The organism is Nocardia vulneris (assembly GCF_001613425.1).
Taxonomy (GTDB): Bacteria; Actinomycetota; Actinomycetes; order Mycobacteriales; family Mycobacteriaceae; genus Nocardia; species Nocardia vulneris.
In genome coordinates, this window is sequence record NZ_BDCI01000055.1 from 13,467 (window position 1) to 27,776 (window position 14,310).

At 57.3% G+C, this 14,310-nt stretch carries 16 protein-coding genes and 8 tRNA genes; 11 read left to right on the forward strand and 13 right to left on the reverse strand.

The features are described from left to right. Positions 1-286 precede the first annotated feature (286 nt). From NVU01S_RS43965 to NVU01S_RS41140, 12 genes are all read right to left on the reverse strand, one after another. Positions 287-553, reverse strand: coding sequence for a hypothetical protein (locus NVU01S_RS43965; protein ID WP_156161940.1), 267 nt, complete (start codon positions 551-553; stop codon positions 287-289). Positions 554-583: 30 nt separating this feature from the next. Continuing rightward, complete coding sequence (locus NVU01S_RS41105) at positions 584-1,093, reverse strand: helix-turn-helix domain-containing protein (RefSeq protein ID WP_043680904.1); 510 nt, start codon at positions 1,091-1,093, stop codon at positions 584-586. 494 nt (positions 1,094-1,587) lie between these two features. Beyond that, the gene (locus NVU01S_RS43970; RefSeq protein WP_156161941.1) at positions 1,588-2,295 is read right to left on the reverse strand and encodes a hypothetical protein; all 708 of its coding nucleotides are present in this window, start codon (positions 2,293-2,295) and stop codon (positions 1,588-1,590) included. Positions 2,296-2,497: 202 nt separating this feature from the next. Next, positions 2,498-3,040 (reverse strand): hypothetical protein, encoded by a 543-nt coding sequence (locus tag NVU01S_RS41115; protein ID WP_043680910.1) that lies wholly within the window; start codon positions 3,038-3,040, stop codon positions 2,498-2,500. Then, positions 3,037-3,366 carry a hypothetical protein gene (locus NVU01S_RS41120; RefSeq protein WP_043680913.1) on the reverse strand — a complete coding sequence of 110 codons (330 nt, stop codon included), beginning with the start codon at positions 3,364-3,366 and terminating at the stop codon, positions 3,037-3,039. Before NVU01S_RS41120 ends, NVU01S_RS41115 begins: the two co-directional genes overlap by 4 nt. Next, a complete protein-coding gene (locus NVU01S_RS43975) occupies positions 3,363-3,752 on the reverse strand; it encodes a DUF6011 domain-containing protein (protein WP_156161942.1) in 390 nt (129 codons plus the stop codon). The genes NVU01S_RS41120 and NVU01S_RS43975 overlap by 4 nt, the downstream gene beginning before the upstream one ends. A 2-nt stretch (positions 3,753-3,754) precedes the next feature. Then, positions 3,755-4,093 carry a DUF3846 domain-containing protein gene (locus NVU01S_RS41125; protein ID WP_043680916.1) on the reverse strand — a complete coding sequence of 113 codons (339 nt, stop codon included), beginning with the start codon at positions 4,091-4,093 and terminating at the stop codon, positions 3,755-3,757. Between the two features lie 39 nt (positions 4,094-4,132). Continuing rightward, positions 4,133-4,204: transfer RNA gene (locus tag NVU01S_RS41130), tRNA-Met, on the reverse strand. Positions 4,205-4,215: 11 nt separating this feature from the next. Then, entirely contained in the window at positions 4,216-4,377 is a 162-nt protein-coding gene (locus NVU01S_RS43980) for a hypothetical protein (RefSeq protein ID WP_156161943.1), read from the reverse strand. Positions 4,378-4,447: 70 nt separating this feature from the next. Further along, positions 4,448-4,645 carry a hypothetical protein gene (locus NVU01S_RS43985; RefSeq protein ID WP_156161944.1) on the reverse strand — a complete coding sequence of 66 codons (198 nt, stop codon included), beginning with the start codon at positions 4,643-4,645 and terminating at the stop codon, positions 4,448-4,450. A 33-nt stretch (positions 4,646-4,678) separates the two neighbouring features. Next, a tRNA-Lys gene (locus tag NVU01S_RS41135) sits at positions 4,679-4,751 on the reverse strand. Between the two features lie 601 nt (positions 4,752-5,352). Next, complete coding sequence (locus NVU01S_RS41140; RefSeq protein ID WP_052281326.1) at positions 5,353-6,591, reverse strand: helix-turn-helix domain-containing protein; 1,239 nt, start codon at positions 6,589-6,591, stop codon at positions 5,353-5,355. Positions 6,592-7,559: 968 nt separating this feature from the next. Here NVU01S_RS41140 and NVU01S_RS41150 point away from each other — a divergent pair. The 4 genes from NVU01S_RS41150 (at position 7,560) to NVU01S_RS43995 (ending at position 10,315) form a co-directional block, all read left to right on the forward strand. Beyond that, positions 7,560-8,378: an SAM-dependent methyltransferase gene (locus tag NVU01S_RS41150; RefSeq protein WP_052281327.1), complete on the forward strand. Its 819-nt coding sequence runs from the start codon at positions 7,560-7,562 to the stop codon at positions 8,376-8,378. Positions 8,379-8,415: 37 nt separating this feature from the next. Further along, positions 8,416-9,195 carry an SAM-dependent methyltransferase gene (locus NVU01S_RS41155; RefSeq protein ID WP_043680925.1) on the forward strand — a complete coding sequence of 260 codons (780 nt, stop codon included), beginning with the start codon at positions 8,416-8,418 and terminating at the stop codon, positions 9,193-9,195. Then, complete coding sequence (locus tag NVU01S_RS43990) at positions 9,188-9,643, forward strand: hypothetical protein (RefSeq protein WP_156161945.1); 456 nt, start codon at positions 9,188-9,190, stop codon at positions 9,641-9,643. The genes NVU01S_RS41155 and NVU01S_RS43990 overlap by 8 nt, the downstream gene beginning before the upstream one ends. A 201-nt stretch (positions 9,644-9,844) precedes the next feature. Next, a complete protein-coding gene (locus tag NVU01S_RS43995) occupies positions 9,845-10,315 on the forward strand; it encodes a hypothetical protein (protein WP_156161946.1) in 471 nt (156 codons plus the stop codon). Between the two features lie 530 nt (positions 10,316-10,845). Here the strand turns inward: NVU01S_RS43995 and NVU01S_RS41160 are convergent. After that, entirely contained in the window at positions 10,846-11,982 is a 1,137-nt protein-coding gene (locus NVU01S_RS41160) for a DUF3631 domain-containing protein (RefSeq protein ID WP_043680928.1), read from the reverse strand. Positions 11,983-12,790: 808 nt separating this feature from the next. Here NVU01S_RS41160 and NVU01S_RS41165 point away from each other — a divergent pair. The 7 genes from NVU01S_RS41165 to NVU01S_RS41190 all read left to right on the forward strand — a co-directional run bounded on the left by NVU01S_RS41165 (position 12,791) and on the right by NVU01S_RS41190 (position 14,217). Further along, a tRNA-Gln gene (locus tag NVU01S_RS41165) sits at positions 12,791-12,861 on the forward strand. Positions 12,862-12,967: 106 nt separating this feature from the next. Further along, positions 12,968-13,040 (forward strand) — tRNA-Trp (locus NVU01S_RS41170). A 68-nt stretch (positions 13,041-13,108) separates the two neighbouring features. Continuing rightward, positions 13,109-13,182 (forward strand) — tRNA-His (locus tag NVU01S_RS44000). 45 nt (positions 13,183-13,227) lie between these two features. Beyond that, positions 13,228-13,530: a hypothetical protein gene (locus tag NVU01S_RS41175; protein ID WP_156161947.1), complete on the forward strand. Its 303-nt coding sequence runs from the start codon at positions 13,228-13,230 to the stop codon at positions 13,528-13,530. A gap of 325 nt (positions 13,531-13,855) precedes the next feature. After that, positions 13,856-13,929, forward strand: a tRNA-Gly gene (locus NVU01S_RS41180). A 68-nt stretch (positions 13,930-13,997) separates the two neighbouring features. Beyond that, positions 13,998-14,071, forward strand: a tRNA-Leu gene (locus tag NVU01S_RS41185). Between the two features lie 72 nt (positions 14,072-14,143). Beyond that, positions 14,144-14,217: transfer RNA gene (locus tag NVU01S_RS41190), tRNA-Met, on the forward strand. Positions 14,218-14,310: the final 93 nt, after the last annotated feature.

A 14,310-nucleotide genomic window follows, 5' to 3' on the forward strand; every position in this document is an offset into this window, starting at 1 on the left:
GGTCACGGCGCGGCTCGCGTTCCATTGGATATAGACGATAGCGGGCAAAACGTCACCTTACGTTACGAATCAACTTACAGGCATTAAAAGAGCTGCCCGAGGCAGCGGATAGTTCATAATCAGAATTTAGACAGCACGATTCCCGGCTTTACTTGACCCTTTGGCTTGTCGGCAGAGAGCGAGCGCCCCGAACGCTCGTCTTTCTCTCTGGCGAATCGAAACTAATTCCCCCTACTTTGCAAGACTCCTACCGAGGTGCGCTCAGTCGAACTCTGGATTGATTTGATCAAGCTGTCTTTCTGCCGAAGATGGCATAGGTGGTTTCGATGCACCACCTAGCCATCATCCCCATGTCTCGATATTCCGATTCGCCGATCCAATGATGATGATGCGCGGCCAGATATTCAGCGACTGGAACATAGAGAGGCTGGTGTTTCTTCAGGCGTTCAGAGCGACGGACCACAAGGCAAAGTTGGCCCGCAATAATTGTCGTATTTGCATTCAGCAACGTTGGTGATGCAACAGATAAACTCTGTGCGGTAACGCCAATCAAGATAACCCTTCCCCTTCATACCCTAAACGACTATGGCTGATCCTCGGGTTCCGGCAGCTCCCAGATGGTGTGCATTTCTGGGGTCATCTCCTTAGTGTGCCGGTTTACCCGAAACAGCAACTTCCCATCACTCGCCACCCTCGGGCGGTAGGCGAATCCCCCTTTGTTACTCACGCCCGGCTCGGGGGCGATATCTGGATCGAACTCTAAGACTACGTTTTCGTTTCTGATGTATCGGTACCACCACCGGAGACGTTGCAACTTCTCCGGCGACATGCCTTCACCGTTTGTTTCGAACCACTCCCCGTGATCGCGCATTCGCTTGTACGGCGATACCTGAAGTAAATGGTTAGGAACTCTCCATGGAAAATGCTTCGCCACTACTTGCCGGGGGGTGAGTAGGTGCTCTCCGTGCTCTCCGATGAACTTGGATACCGCTTGCCGGGAAACCCCCATAATCTCGGCAATCTGTTTCTGAGTCATCCCTTGCCGCATGAGAGGTTCGATCTCTGCGAGCGAAAGGATTGGTTTGCGGCCCATTTGGCAGCGCCCCTTTCGGGTCGGCATCAGCTCTAACGTTGATAGGTAACGCTTAACAATGACACCCGAGGGCGTTACGAGTCAACCTTGAGGGTAGGCCAGCATGCCGCGAACCCTGATTTGGCGGGAGATGTGAACCGTGCCGGGCACGGCGTATCGAGCCCCTTAGCTGAAGGTTTCCCCGGTCAACCGAAGGTTGTCGAAGCAACCTCGCCGCTTATAGCGGTTTGATCTGGTGACCATAATCTCCCCTCTGTTTGAGATCGGAGGTTATCCCTCCTCTTTATTCGTGTCGATCTTGGTTACAAGATCGTTACCGTTCCCGATGTTTGGTAACGATTCGGGTCGGGAACGGCATGACCCCTGCGTTGCTCGAACATCCGTTCGAACGCCTCAACATACACCCACTTGCCGCTGTCGGCAATCCCCCTATGCCGCAACATCTTCCAGCCGGGGAGGCTGCCGCGCATCATCGGCCGCCTCCCCGCAATCTGTCACTGTGACGTTTCATCTGCCCCCATGGCCGCCGCCAGATCTCCCAGCGCTTGCGCGGCCTGGAGCAATGCAAGGTCATATCGCGCGCCCGGCCGCGCGAACGACGCCAGCGCTTCCGCGATCCGGTCAACGCCGCCCCGGTACCGCTCCGGAATGCGTTTCGTCTCAATGCCTTCGGCGATCAGCAGCGCCTTGCGTGCCCACCGGTTGCCGGGCTTGGTCGCGTCCAGGTCGACGCCGGGTTCTGCTGCGCCCGTATTGCCGTCCGAATCGCTCTCAGAGGCGCTAGCGCCCTCCGGGCGGGTAGATGCCTTGGCGCGCTTCCCTTTCGGTTCACGCGGCGGCTTGGGCGGGTTGAAGTACTCGTTCCAATCGACCTCGGGCAGCGCGACCAGATCGCCGGGCATCACGTAGGTAGCGAAGCCGTCTTGAATCGCTAGCTTCCACGCGGATCGATACTTGCGAACCGTTGTGCGGCTGGACAATCCAGCAAGGCCAAGCTTCGCGAACTCGTCCAGCGTCTTAGCTACTGAGCACTCTTGGCCAGTAGACCGGCCTCCTGGCCGACCTTCACGTGTGAAGGCGAAGACGAGTGCGGCGCGCTGCCACTCGGTCGCGGTAACGAGTTCCCCAAGTCCCTTGAGGTCCAACACGGCGGACTCTATATCTTCGGGAATTCGCATTTCGCCGATCGGTTCAATGGACATGCCGGGTTCTCTTTCTTTGGGAGGGCTAGTCATGTGGTCAACACCGGCCAGAGCATCCACCCCACATGCCGCGAACCGTCCTCGGCTCGGTCGGACGGATGTCCACTCCGTCAATAGGGCAATTCATTCTGGCCGATGCAAAACACATGATTACGTTACTAATCAACTTACGACGGAAGAAAAAGGCCCCGTAGGGCCTAGTTCACTTGTAGATCTTGCGTGTGCCTTCGTATAGAACATCCATCCCAGAAGGGTGGTTTTTGTAGATCACTCTGCCCGGACCTCCGAATACCCACTTATCAGAGAGAGGCGACCAAGCCGTCTCGCCTGCCTTCAGGTCGATAACCTTCTCTGTCCAATCGCTGCCGATATCCCGCATGTCGGCTAGCGCGTCTTCTCTCGTGTAGTGCTTCGGGGTCTTTTGTCTGGGCGCTTCTGCCTCGATCTGCTCAATGACGTTCGCCGGGAATTGCTTCAGATCGAACAGGGTTACGGTAACCGGATTCCCCATTCCGCCCGCCTTCAGCAAACGGCGGCCCCGCACATCCACTTTCATCAGATCCCAGCTGAGAGCACCCGGCTCCCGAGTCCACAACACAGCGAGTTCTTTAGGCGCTACGTGAACACCCGACAAGTCCTCTACTGAGAACCAAACAGCATCAGGCAGTGCAAAACTTTCGGTGTGACTCGACCCGGCATCTTCAAGCTCGATAGCCAGTGGATCTTCTTCGGCCTCTCTCATCATTCCGGGTAACCTCGGCTCTTCTCGAACTCTCTGTCTTCCAGGTATGCGGCTTGGTAAGCCTTCATGTCCGTTGTGATCCGCTTTTCTGCATCCGGCATCTCGAACCCTTCCGTACGCAAAATGAGTTCGCAGGCGAGACGCATTCCCGCGATACGTTCGGATATCTCTCGGTGCCGCGCGTTCTTCTTGGAGCCGGAAGGATACTCATCATCAAGCCGTCTCTTCATGCTCGCCATGTTTATGAGAACTGCCGCGTACGCTTTGCTGATCTCGTCCCTAAGCTCATCACGGAAAGCGAGACGTGAGACGTTGTGATAAACCGTCATTCCGGCACGTCCAGTTCTTCAGGGGAGTGCTTGCCTTGGCAGATGTCCCCCTTGCCCGTCTGGATCGAACCAGGACGCTTCAACGGCCTACCGCATTCGGTGCAGGTCTCGGACGCGAGTTCGCCCGCCGTGATGGCGTCTACGGCCTCTTGAACGTCACCGGGCATAACCATGGATGACCAACGGCCATTGACGAACTCCTGAACCTTGGTACTGAACAGATTCGCGTCATAGCTGAACTTGAATCGTCGTCCGTTAACGTCGTAGGTTCCGAAAGGGATTCCGTACTTCTCCGAGTTTTTCGGCTTCCCGGCCTTCTTGGTTGGTTCTGGTGGCTTCGCGGGAATCGACCGGCCTAGTCCGGGAATCTGAATTCGTTCAGTCATCACTACCTGTCCTTGTTCTTCTCGTACGCCTCTACCGCGCTCATCAGCGTATTGAGATCAGGTTCAGCGAACTCGCCTTCATCATCCACGCCGACGATGACGGCGTTACCAGCAATATGATCCTCGAACCTGGCTCCCGCGTACTGAAAGAAGACAGTAGCGCCTACATTCTCGGCTCGGCTTTCACGTTTTGCACTGTCACTGTGAAGTAGAAGGGTCGCCGGAGTGAGCGTGACGGTTTCGGCATAGTCGCAGTCGAGGAGCCGGAGGATATCTTCCATGCTGCCTGAGATCTCGACCGTTTGGGGTGCTTCGTCAGGCTTGATCAGTACCACCCGCATTATGTGTCCCTTGTATTGGTGTGTGGGGATCGGTTGTCGTGAGTCTACCGGGAGTCGAACCCGGACCCTTCCGCTTATGAGACGGACGCTCTACCGCTGAGCTATAGACCCTGTTGCGACGTTCAAGCTCGATCTTCCTCGACATCGGATGTGCGAAGCTGGCTAAGCTTCTTGAGTTGGTTTCTCGCATGTTCTATCTCGGATAAGAAGTGTTCTCGAATTTCGGCCTTCGCTTCCCGAAATGTCTGAGCATTACCGTATGGGTCTTCTTCGTCTTCGGCCATGCGAACGATCCTCGGGTAACTCGGATCTGACCAACTGACTGTGTAGCGTACGCGTAGCTTTCTATCCGCCTCAATCATTGGGGCATTCCTCGCATGAGTCGGCGCGCTGCTCCTCGTGTTCGGAACATATCTCGACCACTTCCAAGTCTCCAGGATCGTAACCTTCGGGATCATCTACCAAATCGGCTAGAGCCTCCTCGGCTTCCTTTGAGGAATAGTGCTGGGAACTTACGCAACCTTCAGCACTGAATATCCCGTATTCGGTCATCTCCACCTCTTAGGGTTAATTGATGGTTTGTCGTAGGCTGCCGGGGGCTCGAACCCCGAACCCACCGGTTAAAAGCCGGTTGCTCTGCCAGTTGAGCTAGCAGCCCTTCGTGATCCGATACCCTCGCTCGGACACGGGCATAATACCCGCTCGGATCTCAGCACGCTTTCGTTTCGCCTACCTGTACGGAACGGTATAGGGACAAGTCAAACCCAGGGACCGAACTCGACGGAGATAGTATTTCCGCGTCATCTTATATGTTCGGGTAGCTTCGCCAGGATCATTGCCGCTTTCGGGGCTTCTCTGGTTTCTGCTATCCGGTTGTGATGTTCTCAACCTTAGCGGGAATCTCGTTACGAGTCAACTTATGATTCTGGCGTTAGCGGTTTGTAGTCTTGCTGCATTAGCTCTTGAACCCTAGTGCGTGAGGGCTCCCAATCCGCTGCCGGAATCCTTGTTGGTTCCGATTCCCTTCTGAAGTTGTGGGTACAGCTAAGCATGAAGAGCGTTACTAGTCAACTTACATGTGAAGGTGAATTGTTAGCGGATGGTTCGCCCGCGGCGGGCGCCGGCTGGGCATACCTCGAGGTCAGAGCGCCAAGCGTGCGGGACGCAATCGATAGCTAGTGGCGCAACCGAGGTACGAAAAAGCCCCGCTCTGGTCAGAGTGCCGGGCGGGGCTTCGGTCGTCGAGCTGGCGCTAACGCTCAGGCCGTCAGCGCAGCTTCTACAACGTCGGGTACCACGGCACGTATCCGGTTCAGGGCCTTGTCAGTTCGCACCGAATCGACAGCGGCGAGCGTCGGGACGATGCCGCGCCAGACATCCACAGCGCCGCCCTGGTCTCCGGTCTGCCACATGCCCATACCTGTATCGGCAACCGCAATCGAGTACACCCGCCTGTGGGTGTCAGGGTTCCAGATCGATGCAGCTTTACGGAAGTAGTGTTCAGCGTTGGGCGTGTCTTGCAGCGCCACAAACGCTTTCGCGGTCTGGTTAGCGATGGTCGCCTTATTGGGCATCCACACCGACACGTACCGGGGCAGCTCGGTAGTCACCTCCGTTCCAGCCCAAGGCCCGGCTTCAAGTTCACGCAGGGCGGCGAGCGCTTCTCGCTTGTGCCCTTGTTCTGCGTAGCATCGCACCAGCGCCACACGGAACACAGCTTCAGCGTCGCCACTGACAGCGCCGCGCGCTAGCCGCAATGCTTCCTCGGCGAGCGGTACCGAGAAGCTGACTTCACCAGGCTTGCCAACGTCTACGTTCTGTAACGCGAGGATTCGAGTGGCGAACCCTTCATGCCCCGGAAGACCGTACTGGGCTAGTCTGCGCGCTGCTAGGTAGTACCGCTGCGCGACACCGTCCAAGTCTGCATCGTGAGACTTGAACCCCACCAGGTAAGCCAATTCCGCAGCAGCGCTATAGGCTTCACGCCTCGCGTGCGGGTCTGCGAATCTGCCTTGAAGCATCGTCGCCACATCAGTAGCCAAGAATTCCGCGACGGCTGTACGCCCGGTGCCACCGCCCATCGCTTCATCCAGCTCGTGAAAGCCGTCCGCGATCTTATGCACGGCGCGAACCTCTGCCATGCCTACCCGCGACGACGAGGTGAGTTGGGCCAAGCGCTCCAACCCCTCTTCCACCTCTGCCGCTGCCAGCGCCGTAGCTGAGAGTGCCGCAGAGTACGCAACCTTCCGCAGAAACGACCGCCTATCCACGTCGGCCCGCCCCAGGGCAACCAACGAGGTGATTGGGTCGGCTAACGTTCCACATACTCTTTGGTACCACGCGCCGATGTCAGCCGGGTGTGTCCGTTCGCCGGTTTCGAAGTACGACAGCGCAGACCGACTGTAGGGAACACGGGCCGCCATCGCGGTGAGCGACAGCCCCGCAGCCTCTCTGGCCTGACGGAGCTGCGCCCCTGCGACCGCCTGGTCGATGTCCATACGGGCAGCCTAGGCCGTTTTGTGGACGGCTGTGGACGCGTTTCGGTATCCAATCTTGCCGATGACGGGTCAGGCTTAAGTACCGATCAAGGAAGCAGGGGCGGACATGGGAGACCACCGGTCGTCAGGGTCGCCGAAGCGAACACCGGTAACGCAGTCCATTGGCGGGTTCAAGCTCAGGGATGCCGACTTGATGCAACGAACCCTTGACGGGCTAACCGAACTAGGCGCGTGGGGACATGGGACGGATGTTCCCGCTAGGCATCTCCGATGCCGGGATGACGTAAGGCCCGGCATCGGAGATAACCAGACGGAAGGGGAGGCGCGGTGATAATCCAGACATTTCCGGACGGGTCGACTTCTCATGTAACCGAAGCGTCCGGAGTGAAGGCGTGGTGGATGCTCATTCACTTGCGGTCGCACGTGATGTTCGTCCGCGATCTTTCCGATACCCACCCCGCATACCGCCGCAAGGCCAACGGCAAGCATGAACCCATGCGTGGATGCTCGCCCGGACTGATCGCATTCGATGACGATAAATTCCCCGACCTTGCGAAGTGTCGAGATGACTACCCGGATCACTCCGCACTCTGGGATGCAATACGCTCCGAAATGTGGACCTTATTCACCGGGGCGGGGCATGACCACAACCCCGCCGCAGCCGAGTTGAGATAACAATGCTCAATCACTGCGCCGCCGATATAGACATCAACACCGAAGAATCTGCCTGGCACTTTCTGAATATTCATGGCGGCCATCGCATCACCGAGTGTCCGATAAAGCTACAAGCGAAGATATTTCTGGTTCGCATCCGGCGGCGTCCGCCGATATATCCGATAGGCGTCTCACTCACGGGCGTCTAAAACATTGCTTCCCGCTTCCATTCCCGCCCAGGGAGCGGGTTAGAGGGGACTCCTAGTCATCAGGGGGCTAGGAGTCCCCGCCGCACTTCTAGTGAAAGAAAATCCATGACCCGGTCAGATTATCGCGAAAGAGAGACATTGGAGGTGCCGCGTAAGCCGCAGCCGTTCGACCCCGAAGCACTGAACTCCGCGCGCGTATACGACTATCTGTTGGGCGGTAAGGACTATCGCGAAGTCGACCAGGATTTCGGTGACGAATTGCTGCATCACGCGCCCGAAACAAAGACCGTGGCGTGGTTCGCCCGCAGCTTCATGCTCAAAGCGGTTCAGATGGCAGCCGACGCCGGTATACGGCAGTTCATCGATCTCGGGTCCGGTATCCCGTGTACGCCCAATGTGCATGAAGCGGCTCGGGAGATCGATCCGTCCGCACAGGTTGTGTATGTCGACTACGACCCAGTTGTCCATACCCACTGTGACGCACTGCTAGCGGGGCCGCGCGGCGTCACAGCCCTACTCGGCGACATTCGCCGCCCTGGTGAAGTCATCGATCAGATCAAGAATACGACGTTGATCGATTTCAGTGAGCCTGTAGCCATCACCATGATTGGGGTCTTGCATTACGTGATGGACAGCGAAGGTCCCGGCGAGATAATCGCCGCTTTTCGCGATCGTATGGCACCCGGCAGCCTCCTTGCGATTGCTCACGGCTCCACCGATACCACGCCCGAAGTACTCCAGGTACTCAAGGCGGCAATGGGTACCTCCGCCCAAGTCCAATTCCGATCCACAGCAGAGACGGAGGCGCTGTTTAACGGATTCGACTTGCTGGAGCCGGGGGTTGTTCCCGTGCAAGAGTGGTTGCGTCCCGATCTGCCGGAAACGCGCATGATCATGCTCGGCGCTGTCGGATTGAAGCCGTAAGGCCAAACCTGATTGGAGAACTGTGCCCGTGCCGGTCATGGATCGAACCCCCTGCCCCTATCCGGCAGTGCCGAATTCAGCACGAATCCACAACTTTTTGTTAGGCGGTAAAGACAATTACAAGATAGACCAAGCAATCGCCGCTCGAATGGTCGAGATCGCTCCGGACACCAAAGTTTTGGTCAGCACAGTTCGTCAATTCTTGGTCGACGCGGTTGAATTTATCGCAGAAGCCGAGGTGGGTCAGTTCATCGACCTCGGATGCGGCTATCCAATGTCGCCCAATGTGCATGAGGTGGCGCAAAAAGTCAGGCCCTCGGCGCGTGTGGTCTATGTCGACTATGACCCAGTCGTTCATGCGCATTGTGGCGCGCTATTGGCTCAATCACCAAGCGTGTCAGCCTTGCTAGCCGATATCCGCCGCCCATACGAGATCATAGACAGCATCAACTCTGAGTCGCTGATTGATTTCAGTAAACCAGCCGCGATTCTGGCTATCGACGTTCTGCATTACGTGATGGACGAAGAACACCCCGACGAGATCATTGCGACATTCCGTGACGCCGTAGCACCTGGTAGCTATCTTGCGTTCGCGCATCTGTCAGACGAAACTTATCCAGGAGTCCAATCACAGTTGCACTCTGACACCGATAATACGCCCGCCCAATTGCGCTACCGATCCGCCTCCGAGATTCGCGCATGGATGGACGGCTTCGAATTGCTCGGAACCGAAATCGCTCCGGCGCAGCGCTTGCAGGACGCGCCGAAAACACGAATCGTCATGCACTGCGGGATCGGGAGAAAATGGAATGACTGATATGGAAACGCAAGAAGCAACCGTCAGACTGGATGGGCACCCTAATGTTGAATATGCCGTCACAGTCGTAAAACAGGGCTCCGGCGAATGGCAGCTTTTGAAGGTCACCACCTCGGGTGTCAATTCATGGCTGACAGATTGGGATTTTAGGCCGAGCGCAACACGCCTTATACACAACACGGTCTACGGCTGTGACCTGCTCCAAGCGCACGACGGGTCTGAACCGCAAGGTGAATTTGATTGGATGGACGCGTCCATAAGTAACCGCCTTCACTTCGGCGGTATTAGCACCATGGCCACGCTCGCCCAGAAAACGGACGACGAGATTCTCGAGATCCGTGGGATAGGACGGCGCAAACTCGCTGCATTGCACAAAGGCATTGATGAGTGGAAAGCTCGCCTTCTCGTAGCTCTTACCGCCCCCGTTTCTGACTCGGACACAGCATGAGCGGTTGTCAGCTCGCCAGAGCACCCCCGACGCGAATCACCCACGGATACAATCCTTTCGGATACTGGCCTCGGCTTCCGCAGACAGGCCGAGGACGCACCAACCGGCATCCCCCGGCAATCGCGACGCCAGCCGGGGGCTGTCCGCTCTCCGGACACCGCCGTCCGGACACCAACACGCCAAGATTCCTAGGGGGGAATCATGCGAAACCTGTTCAACGCCTTACTAACTGGCGCGTTAATTTCCGGCGCGCTAGCGGGCGGCAACGCCGCAACTGCCGAACCGAGCGGCACGCTTGTCGCCGAGCGAAAGCCGATCTGCGACAACGGCTTCTTCGCCTACCGCACACCAACAGTCCTCCCGCCCAACATCGAAGGCTACGGCTGGGCCAAATGCGACCTACCCTCCAGCGGCGACCCCGGCCTGACGCACGACTACTACCTGAGCCTGCAACGACGGAACGCATCCGGAGGTTGGGACTCGGTCGGTCAGCACGAACGAACCAGCCTCGTCCCATGGGCGCGCCAGACCTACACAGTCAGCGCGCCGTGCACGGCCGGATACTGGCGGATCTACTCGTCCGTAAGCGGTACCATCCAGGGCAGACCATACGGCCCGGTCGAGACCACATCCGATGAACGTGTCGTGACGGCCGCCGACTGCGGACAGTAGAAGGGGAAGCCATGGGACGTTACGCCGAGTACATCGGCCCTGTCAGCAAAAGGGACCAGGCGATAAGCGCTCTGCGTGCCCTGAAGCGGGCAATGCCCACACGGAGAAGGTTGCACCCCCGCGACTCCGGAGGCGGATACCAAGGTGTACGCCGCGAGTTCGGCCGGTGGGTTCTACGACCCATGAGCGGTCCGGGATCACGTCGATGGATCAGCAAGCCGCACTACGCCACGCGCGCAATCCCCGGCAACGATCCAACTGCCGCAAAGAACTGGGCATTGAAAACCTTGGGTATCTGACAACCGAGTTGAAGCGCCCCGCTGAGCTGAATGACGGGGCGCTTCTTCACGTTCCTACACCGCAAACCAAACGCTATAGCTAGCGGTTCTACAGGCACAGAAGTCGGCTTCGGGAAGAAGATGTCTGGATCTATTCCGAACCATTCCATGTGTCTCCGAAAAGGGTAACTCGGGTAACCGGGGTAACCTCGCTGGTCGGCCTGAACAGGGCGGTTACCTTGGTTACCTTGGTTACCCATTCTCAACGTATCGCTCCCATGCTTGGCCGAGTCCAGTATCGCCTTGGACTACGTAGCCTTTACCTGCTACGCCACGAACCTTGAGAGTTTTCCGCTGCACTCCGTAACGTGACAAAAGTTCCGCCATCTGCCGAGCCGTGAGAGCGCCGCCGCGTTGATACGTGACCCACTCGCCGCCCTCTTCGAGGTCGTACAGCGCGGGAAGGATGTCTTTGGTATGCATCTGTTGCTGACCATCGAAGATGCGGTAGAGATCTCGGAGGAGCTGTACGCCGGGGGATACCGGTGTCGGGTCCTCGCGATGCAACACGAAGTATTCACAAGCCTCACGGGCGATTCTCGACCAGTGCGAACCCGCGTTGTCGGCAACAGTCAGAAGCGGCTCCCAGATCTCCGCCGCACGGTCCCGAACACCTTCGGGCACTACGGGTTCGTGATGCGCAAGCGCCTGTCGCTGGCCCGCTGGGGAATCGAACGCCCACCGCTGGAACTCTCGCCGGAATCCGGCTGTAGCCGCCGCAGCGTGCCGCTCACGGAACGGCTCGACATGATCGGAGGCGCGCCGCCGCCGCATATGGATTGTGATAGACCGACTAGTGATGGTGTCCGGCATATTCCCTGCGATACCAGCGAGAGCCACAGGCGCGAACACCTCGAAGTTCTCTACACCACCATCTTCACCTTTTGCGGACCTCTGAACCGTGGCACCACGCTTGTATCCCGCGTTGAAAAGCGCTCGAATGTCTTGGGTTTGGCTGGAACCCCGACCGAATACCGCATCCGCTTCGTCTTGAAGGATTGTCGGCGAAAGCTCATACATAGAGATGGACCGATACAACGCCGAAGGCGTAGTGCTGAAGGTGAACATTGGCCGATGGCACAGCAGGTGAAGCAGCTCAAGAACCCGTGTCTTACCGCTGCCAGGTTCCGGTGAGTCCAAGATCAAACGGGGAGTCACATAGAAGATGTCTGATACCCAAGTGTGTGCCGCCCACAACGCAAGAACCGAGTAGCAATGGTCATCCGGCAAGACTGTGTACCGAGCAAAGAACTGTTCGATCTCGTCCAGCGCAGCGGCCAAGGCTGGATCTGGCTGCAAATCGCCGTGCATCGGAAGAACGTTCGACATGTGGTCTGTTCCTTGTATTGGACAGAAGGAGGGTGGATTTGAAGGGATAGTAGCACGGCAATAGCAAGCCGGATAGGCGTTTTGGATTACTTCTCCGGGTTAGCGCGATTCGTGGCTGTATCCATAGCTATTCAAAGATGGGCGTCTGAGTGCGGGTGTGTCGCGGTCGGTCAACTGTGGGACGGCATTCGTTCTATCGTCGTTCCCTCAGGTCGGCCTATTCAGAACTGTGAAGTAGGTCACACTTGAAGCTTGCCGGACGGAATCCGGGGGGTCCGGACACCCATATACATATAGAGGGAGGAACGGAGTTCCGACCGATACTGATCGGCCGGTCCCAAAGACCGGCCTCACAAGCTATCTATAGCCGCATCAAGCGACAATAGATACTTAGATCAACCTTGAAGGTTGATCCTTGACATAGACCGAAGTCGGCTTACGAAGGTCTACGCTTAAGCTTCGACCTTTTACGGCTAACCAGCAAGGCTAGCCACTAATATATATTCGAGCCGCCTCAAGGCGGCCAATACAAGGGGTATGCCTTATGTCTAGCTCTGTCTCTATCGATGACGCCGTTACCGTCATCAAGGCCCTCTGGAGCCTCGGTGTCATCGTTGTGCCTCTGATCCTGTCTCTTCTCTGAGACATGGCAGGCTATCGAGCCTGCCTGGTCCCGGAGGGTTGAGCACGTTCTTGGCCGAGTATCACGTCACGCCGCTACCCGTGACGGCTCAGGCTCATCTACTGGTCATCATTGACCGGTAGATGCTCCCCTCCGGGATCGCAGTGGATATCCACACGTTCCAAGTCCCCTGTCGTCTAATGGCAGGACGCAAGACTTTGGTTCTTGCTGTGTAGGTTCGACTCCTACCAGGGGAGCAATGGGGAAAACGGCCGAGCCCGAAAGGGAAGCCAAGTACCCGACCCCGGAATAGCCATCCGGCATACAAGTGCAGGCGCTAGAGACGTTAGGTGCCTCTAGCTTTGGGGTGTAGCTCAACGGGAGAGCGCCGGATTCCAAACCCGGTATGTTGCAAGTTCGAATCTTGTCACCCTGGCTTTGTCTCTCTATCAATCCTAGGCCCTGATAGAGAACCACTAGGACTAGCTATCCAGTGGAGACAATCGCAGTGTCGTCTAAGTGGGTAAGACAGCCCCCCGTGCAGGGGGCTTATGCCGGTTCGAATCCGGTCACTGCACGAATGCTCGTGAGTAGAGCTTTCAATTGCATAAAGGGGAAGTTGATTGGCTGACCGTATTACGGTGATGGAGTTTTCCGCTACGCGCGGCGATGTGTGGTACGTCATCGGTTTCAAAGATATCGTTCGTTTCGAACACTTGAAAGGTGATCGTGCACGGATCTTCATCCGCTGGGACCCATACGGTTCGGATGTGTTCTCGGTGAGTACTTCGACCATGTACCAGGACGTTCCGCCTGAAGGCGGCCCGGTCAAGCTTATCGGTTGGATCGAATCGGATTACGGTCCCCTGAGCCTGACATACCGCGCTGACAAGGTCGGCTACATTATTCGCGATCCCGCGTCTTAAGGGGGCCTACCATGATGCAGTACAGCGCTATCTACGCTATGCCCGGTACACCTAATCAGTTCCAAGCATTCGCGCCGGGATTGACTATTCGGAACATGGACCACCTAGGCCGTACGGCCTATCTGGGGTTGTCTCCGACTGGAACCGTGAACATGTTCCCGATCCAAGCTGGTGAAACTGTCACTATCCCGCTGGATACTGAGACGACTTTCTATGCGTGGGTCAATGGCCCGCAAGGCGGGTCTGGTGAGTGGGTGTACCTACGGTACTTCACTGCCGGTCTGATCACGTAGAACGCAAGCGGCCCGCCGTGAGGCGGGCCTATGGGGATGTAGTGACAACGGTTCAACACATCAGGCTTCCAACCTGACAATCCGGGTTCGAATCCCGGTATCCTCACGTCCTTCCGGAAATGCCGGTAACACATGGCTGTGACGGCTCATGACTAGGCGTGAAATCCTAGAGAACGCTTTGTAGCCCAATTGGTAGAGGCAACGGTTTTAGAAGCCGTCAAGTGAGAGTTCGAATCCCTCCAGAGCGACAGAAGCCGAGATAGCCCTAGCGATCGGCAACGGGTCACGACACCACATGCAATCGTGCGCCTAGGGCTCAATGCGGGATAGCTCAGCTGGTTAGAGCGCCGGACTCATAATCCGGAAGTCGCGGGTTCAAATCCCGTTCCCGCCTCTGAACGGTCTGCACACACGGAGTGTGCGGGGTAACCGAGGCATGCACTCCCCGGCCGTATGAACTCACCCCCGGTCTACCCCCATCGTAACC

What these genes read in the sequence shown, in the direction of transcription:
- NVU01S_RS41105 (WP_043680904.1), bottom strand. Translation starts at nt 1,093, where the DNA reads ATGGGCCGCAAACCAATCCTTTCGCTCGCAGAGATCGAACCTCTCATG.
- NVU01S_RS43970 (WP_156161941.1), bottom strand. Translation starts at nt 2,295, where the DNA reads ATGTCCATTGAACCGATCGGCGAAATGCGAATTCCCGAAGATATAGAG.
- NVU01S_RS41115 (WP_043680910.1), bottom strand. Translation starts at nt 3,040, where the DNA reads ATGATGAGAGAGGCCGAAGAAGATCCACTGGCTATCGAGCTTGAAGAT.
- NVU01S_RS41120 (WP_043680913.1), bottom strand. Translation starts at nt 3,366, where the DNA reads ATGACGGTTTATCACAACGTCTCACGTCTCGCTTTCCGTGATGAGCTT.
- NVU01S_RS43975 (WP_156161942.1), bottom strand. Translation starts at nt 3,752, where the DNA reads ATGACTGAACGAATTCAGATTCCCGGACTAGGCCGGTCGATTCCCGCG.
- NVU01S_RS41125 (WP_043680916.1), bottom strand. Translation starts at nt 4,093, where the DNA reads ATGCGGGTGGTACTGATCAAGCCTGACGAAGCACCCCAAACGGTCGAG.
- NVU01S_RS43980 (WP_156161943.1), bottom strand. Translation starts at nt 4,377, where the DNA reads ATGGCCGAAGACGAAGAAGACCCATACGGTAATGCTCAGACATTTCGG.
- NVU01S_RS43985 (WP_156161944.1), bottom strand. Translation starts at nt 4,645, where the DNA reads ATGACCGAATACGGGATATTCAGTGCTGAAGGTTGCGTAAGTTCCCAG.
- NVU01S_RS41140 (WP_052281326.1), bottom strand. Translation starts at nt 6,591, where the DNA reads ATGGACATCGACCAGGCGGTCGCAGGGGCGCAGCTCCGTCAGGCCAGA.
- NVU01S_RS41150 (WP_052281327.1), top strand. Translation starts at nt 7,560, where the DNA reads ATGACCCGGTCAGATTATCGCGAAAGAGAGACATTGGAGGTGCCGCGT.
- NVU01S_RS41155 (WP_043680925.1), top strand. Translation starts at nt 8,416, where the DNA reads ATGGATCGAACCCCCTGCCCCTATCCGGCAGTGCCGAATTCAGCACGA.
- NVU01S_RS43990 (WP_156161945.1), top strand. Translation starts at nt 9,188, where the DNA reads ATGACTGATATGGAAACGCAAGAAGCAACCGTCAGACTGGATGGGCAC.
- NVU01S_RS43995 (WP_156161946.1), top strand. Translation starts at nt 9,845, where the DNA reads ATGCGAAACCTGTTCAACGCCTTACTAACTGGCGCGTTAATTTCCGGC.
- NVU01S_RS41160 (WP_043680928.1), bottom strand. Translation starts at nt 11,982, where the DNA reads ATGTCGAACGTTCTTCCGATGCACGGCGATTTGCAGCCAGATCCAGCC.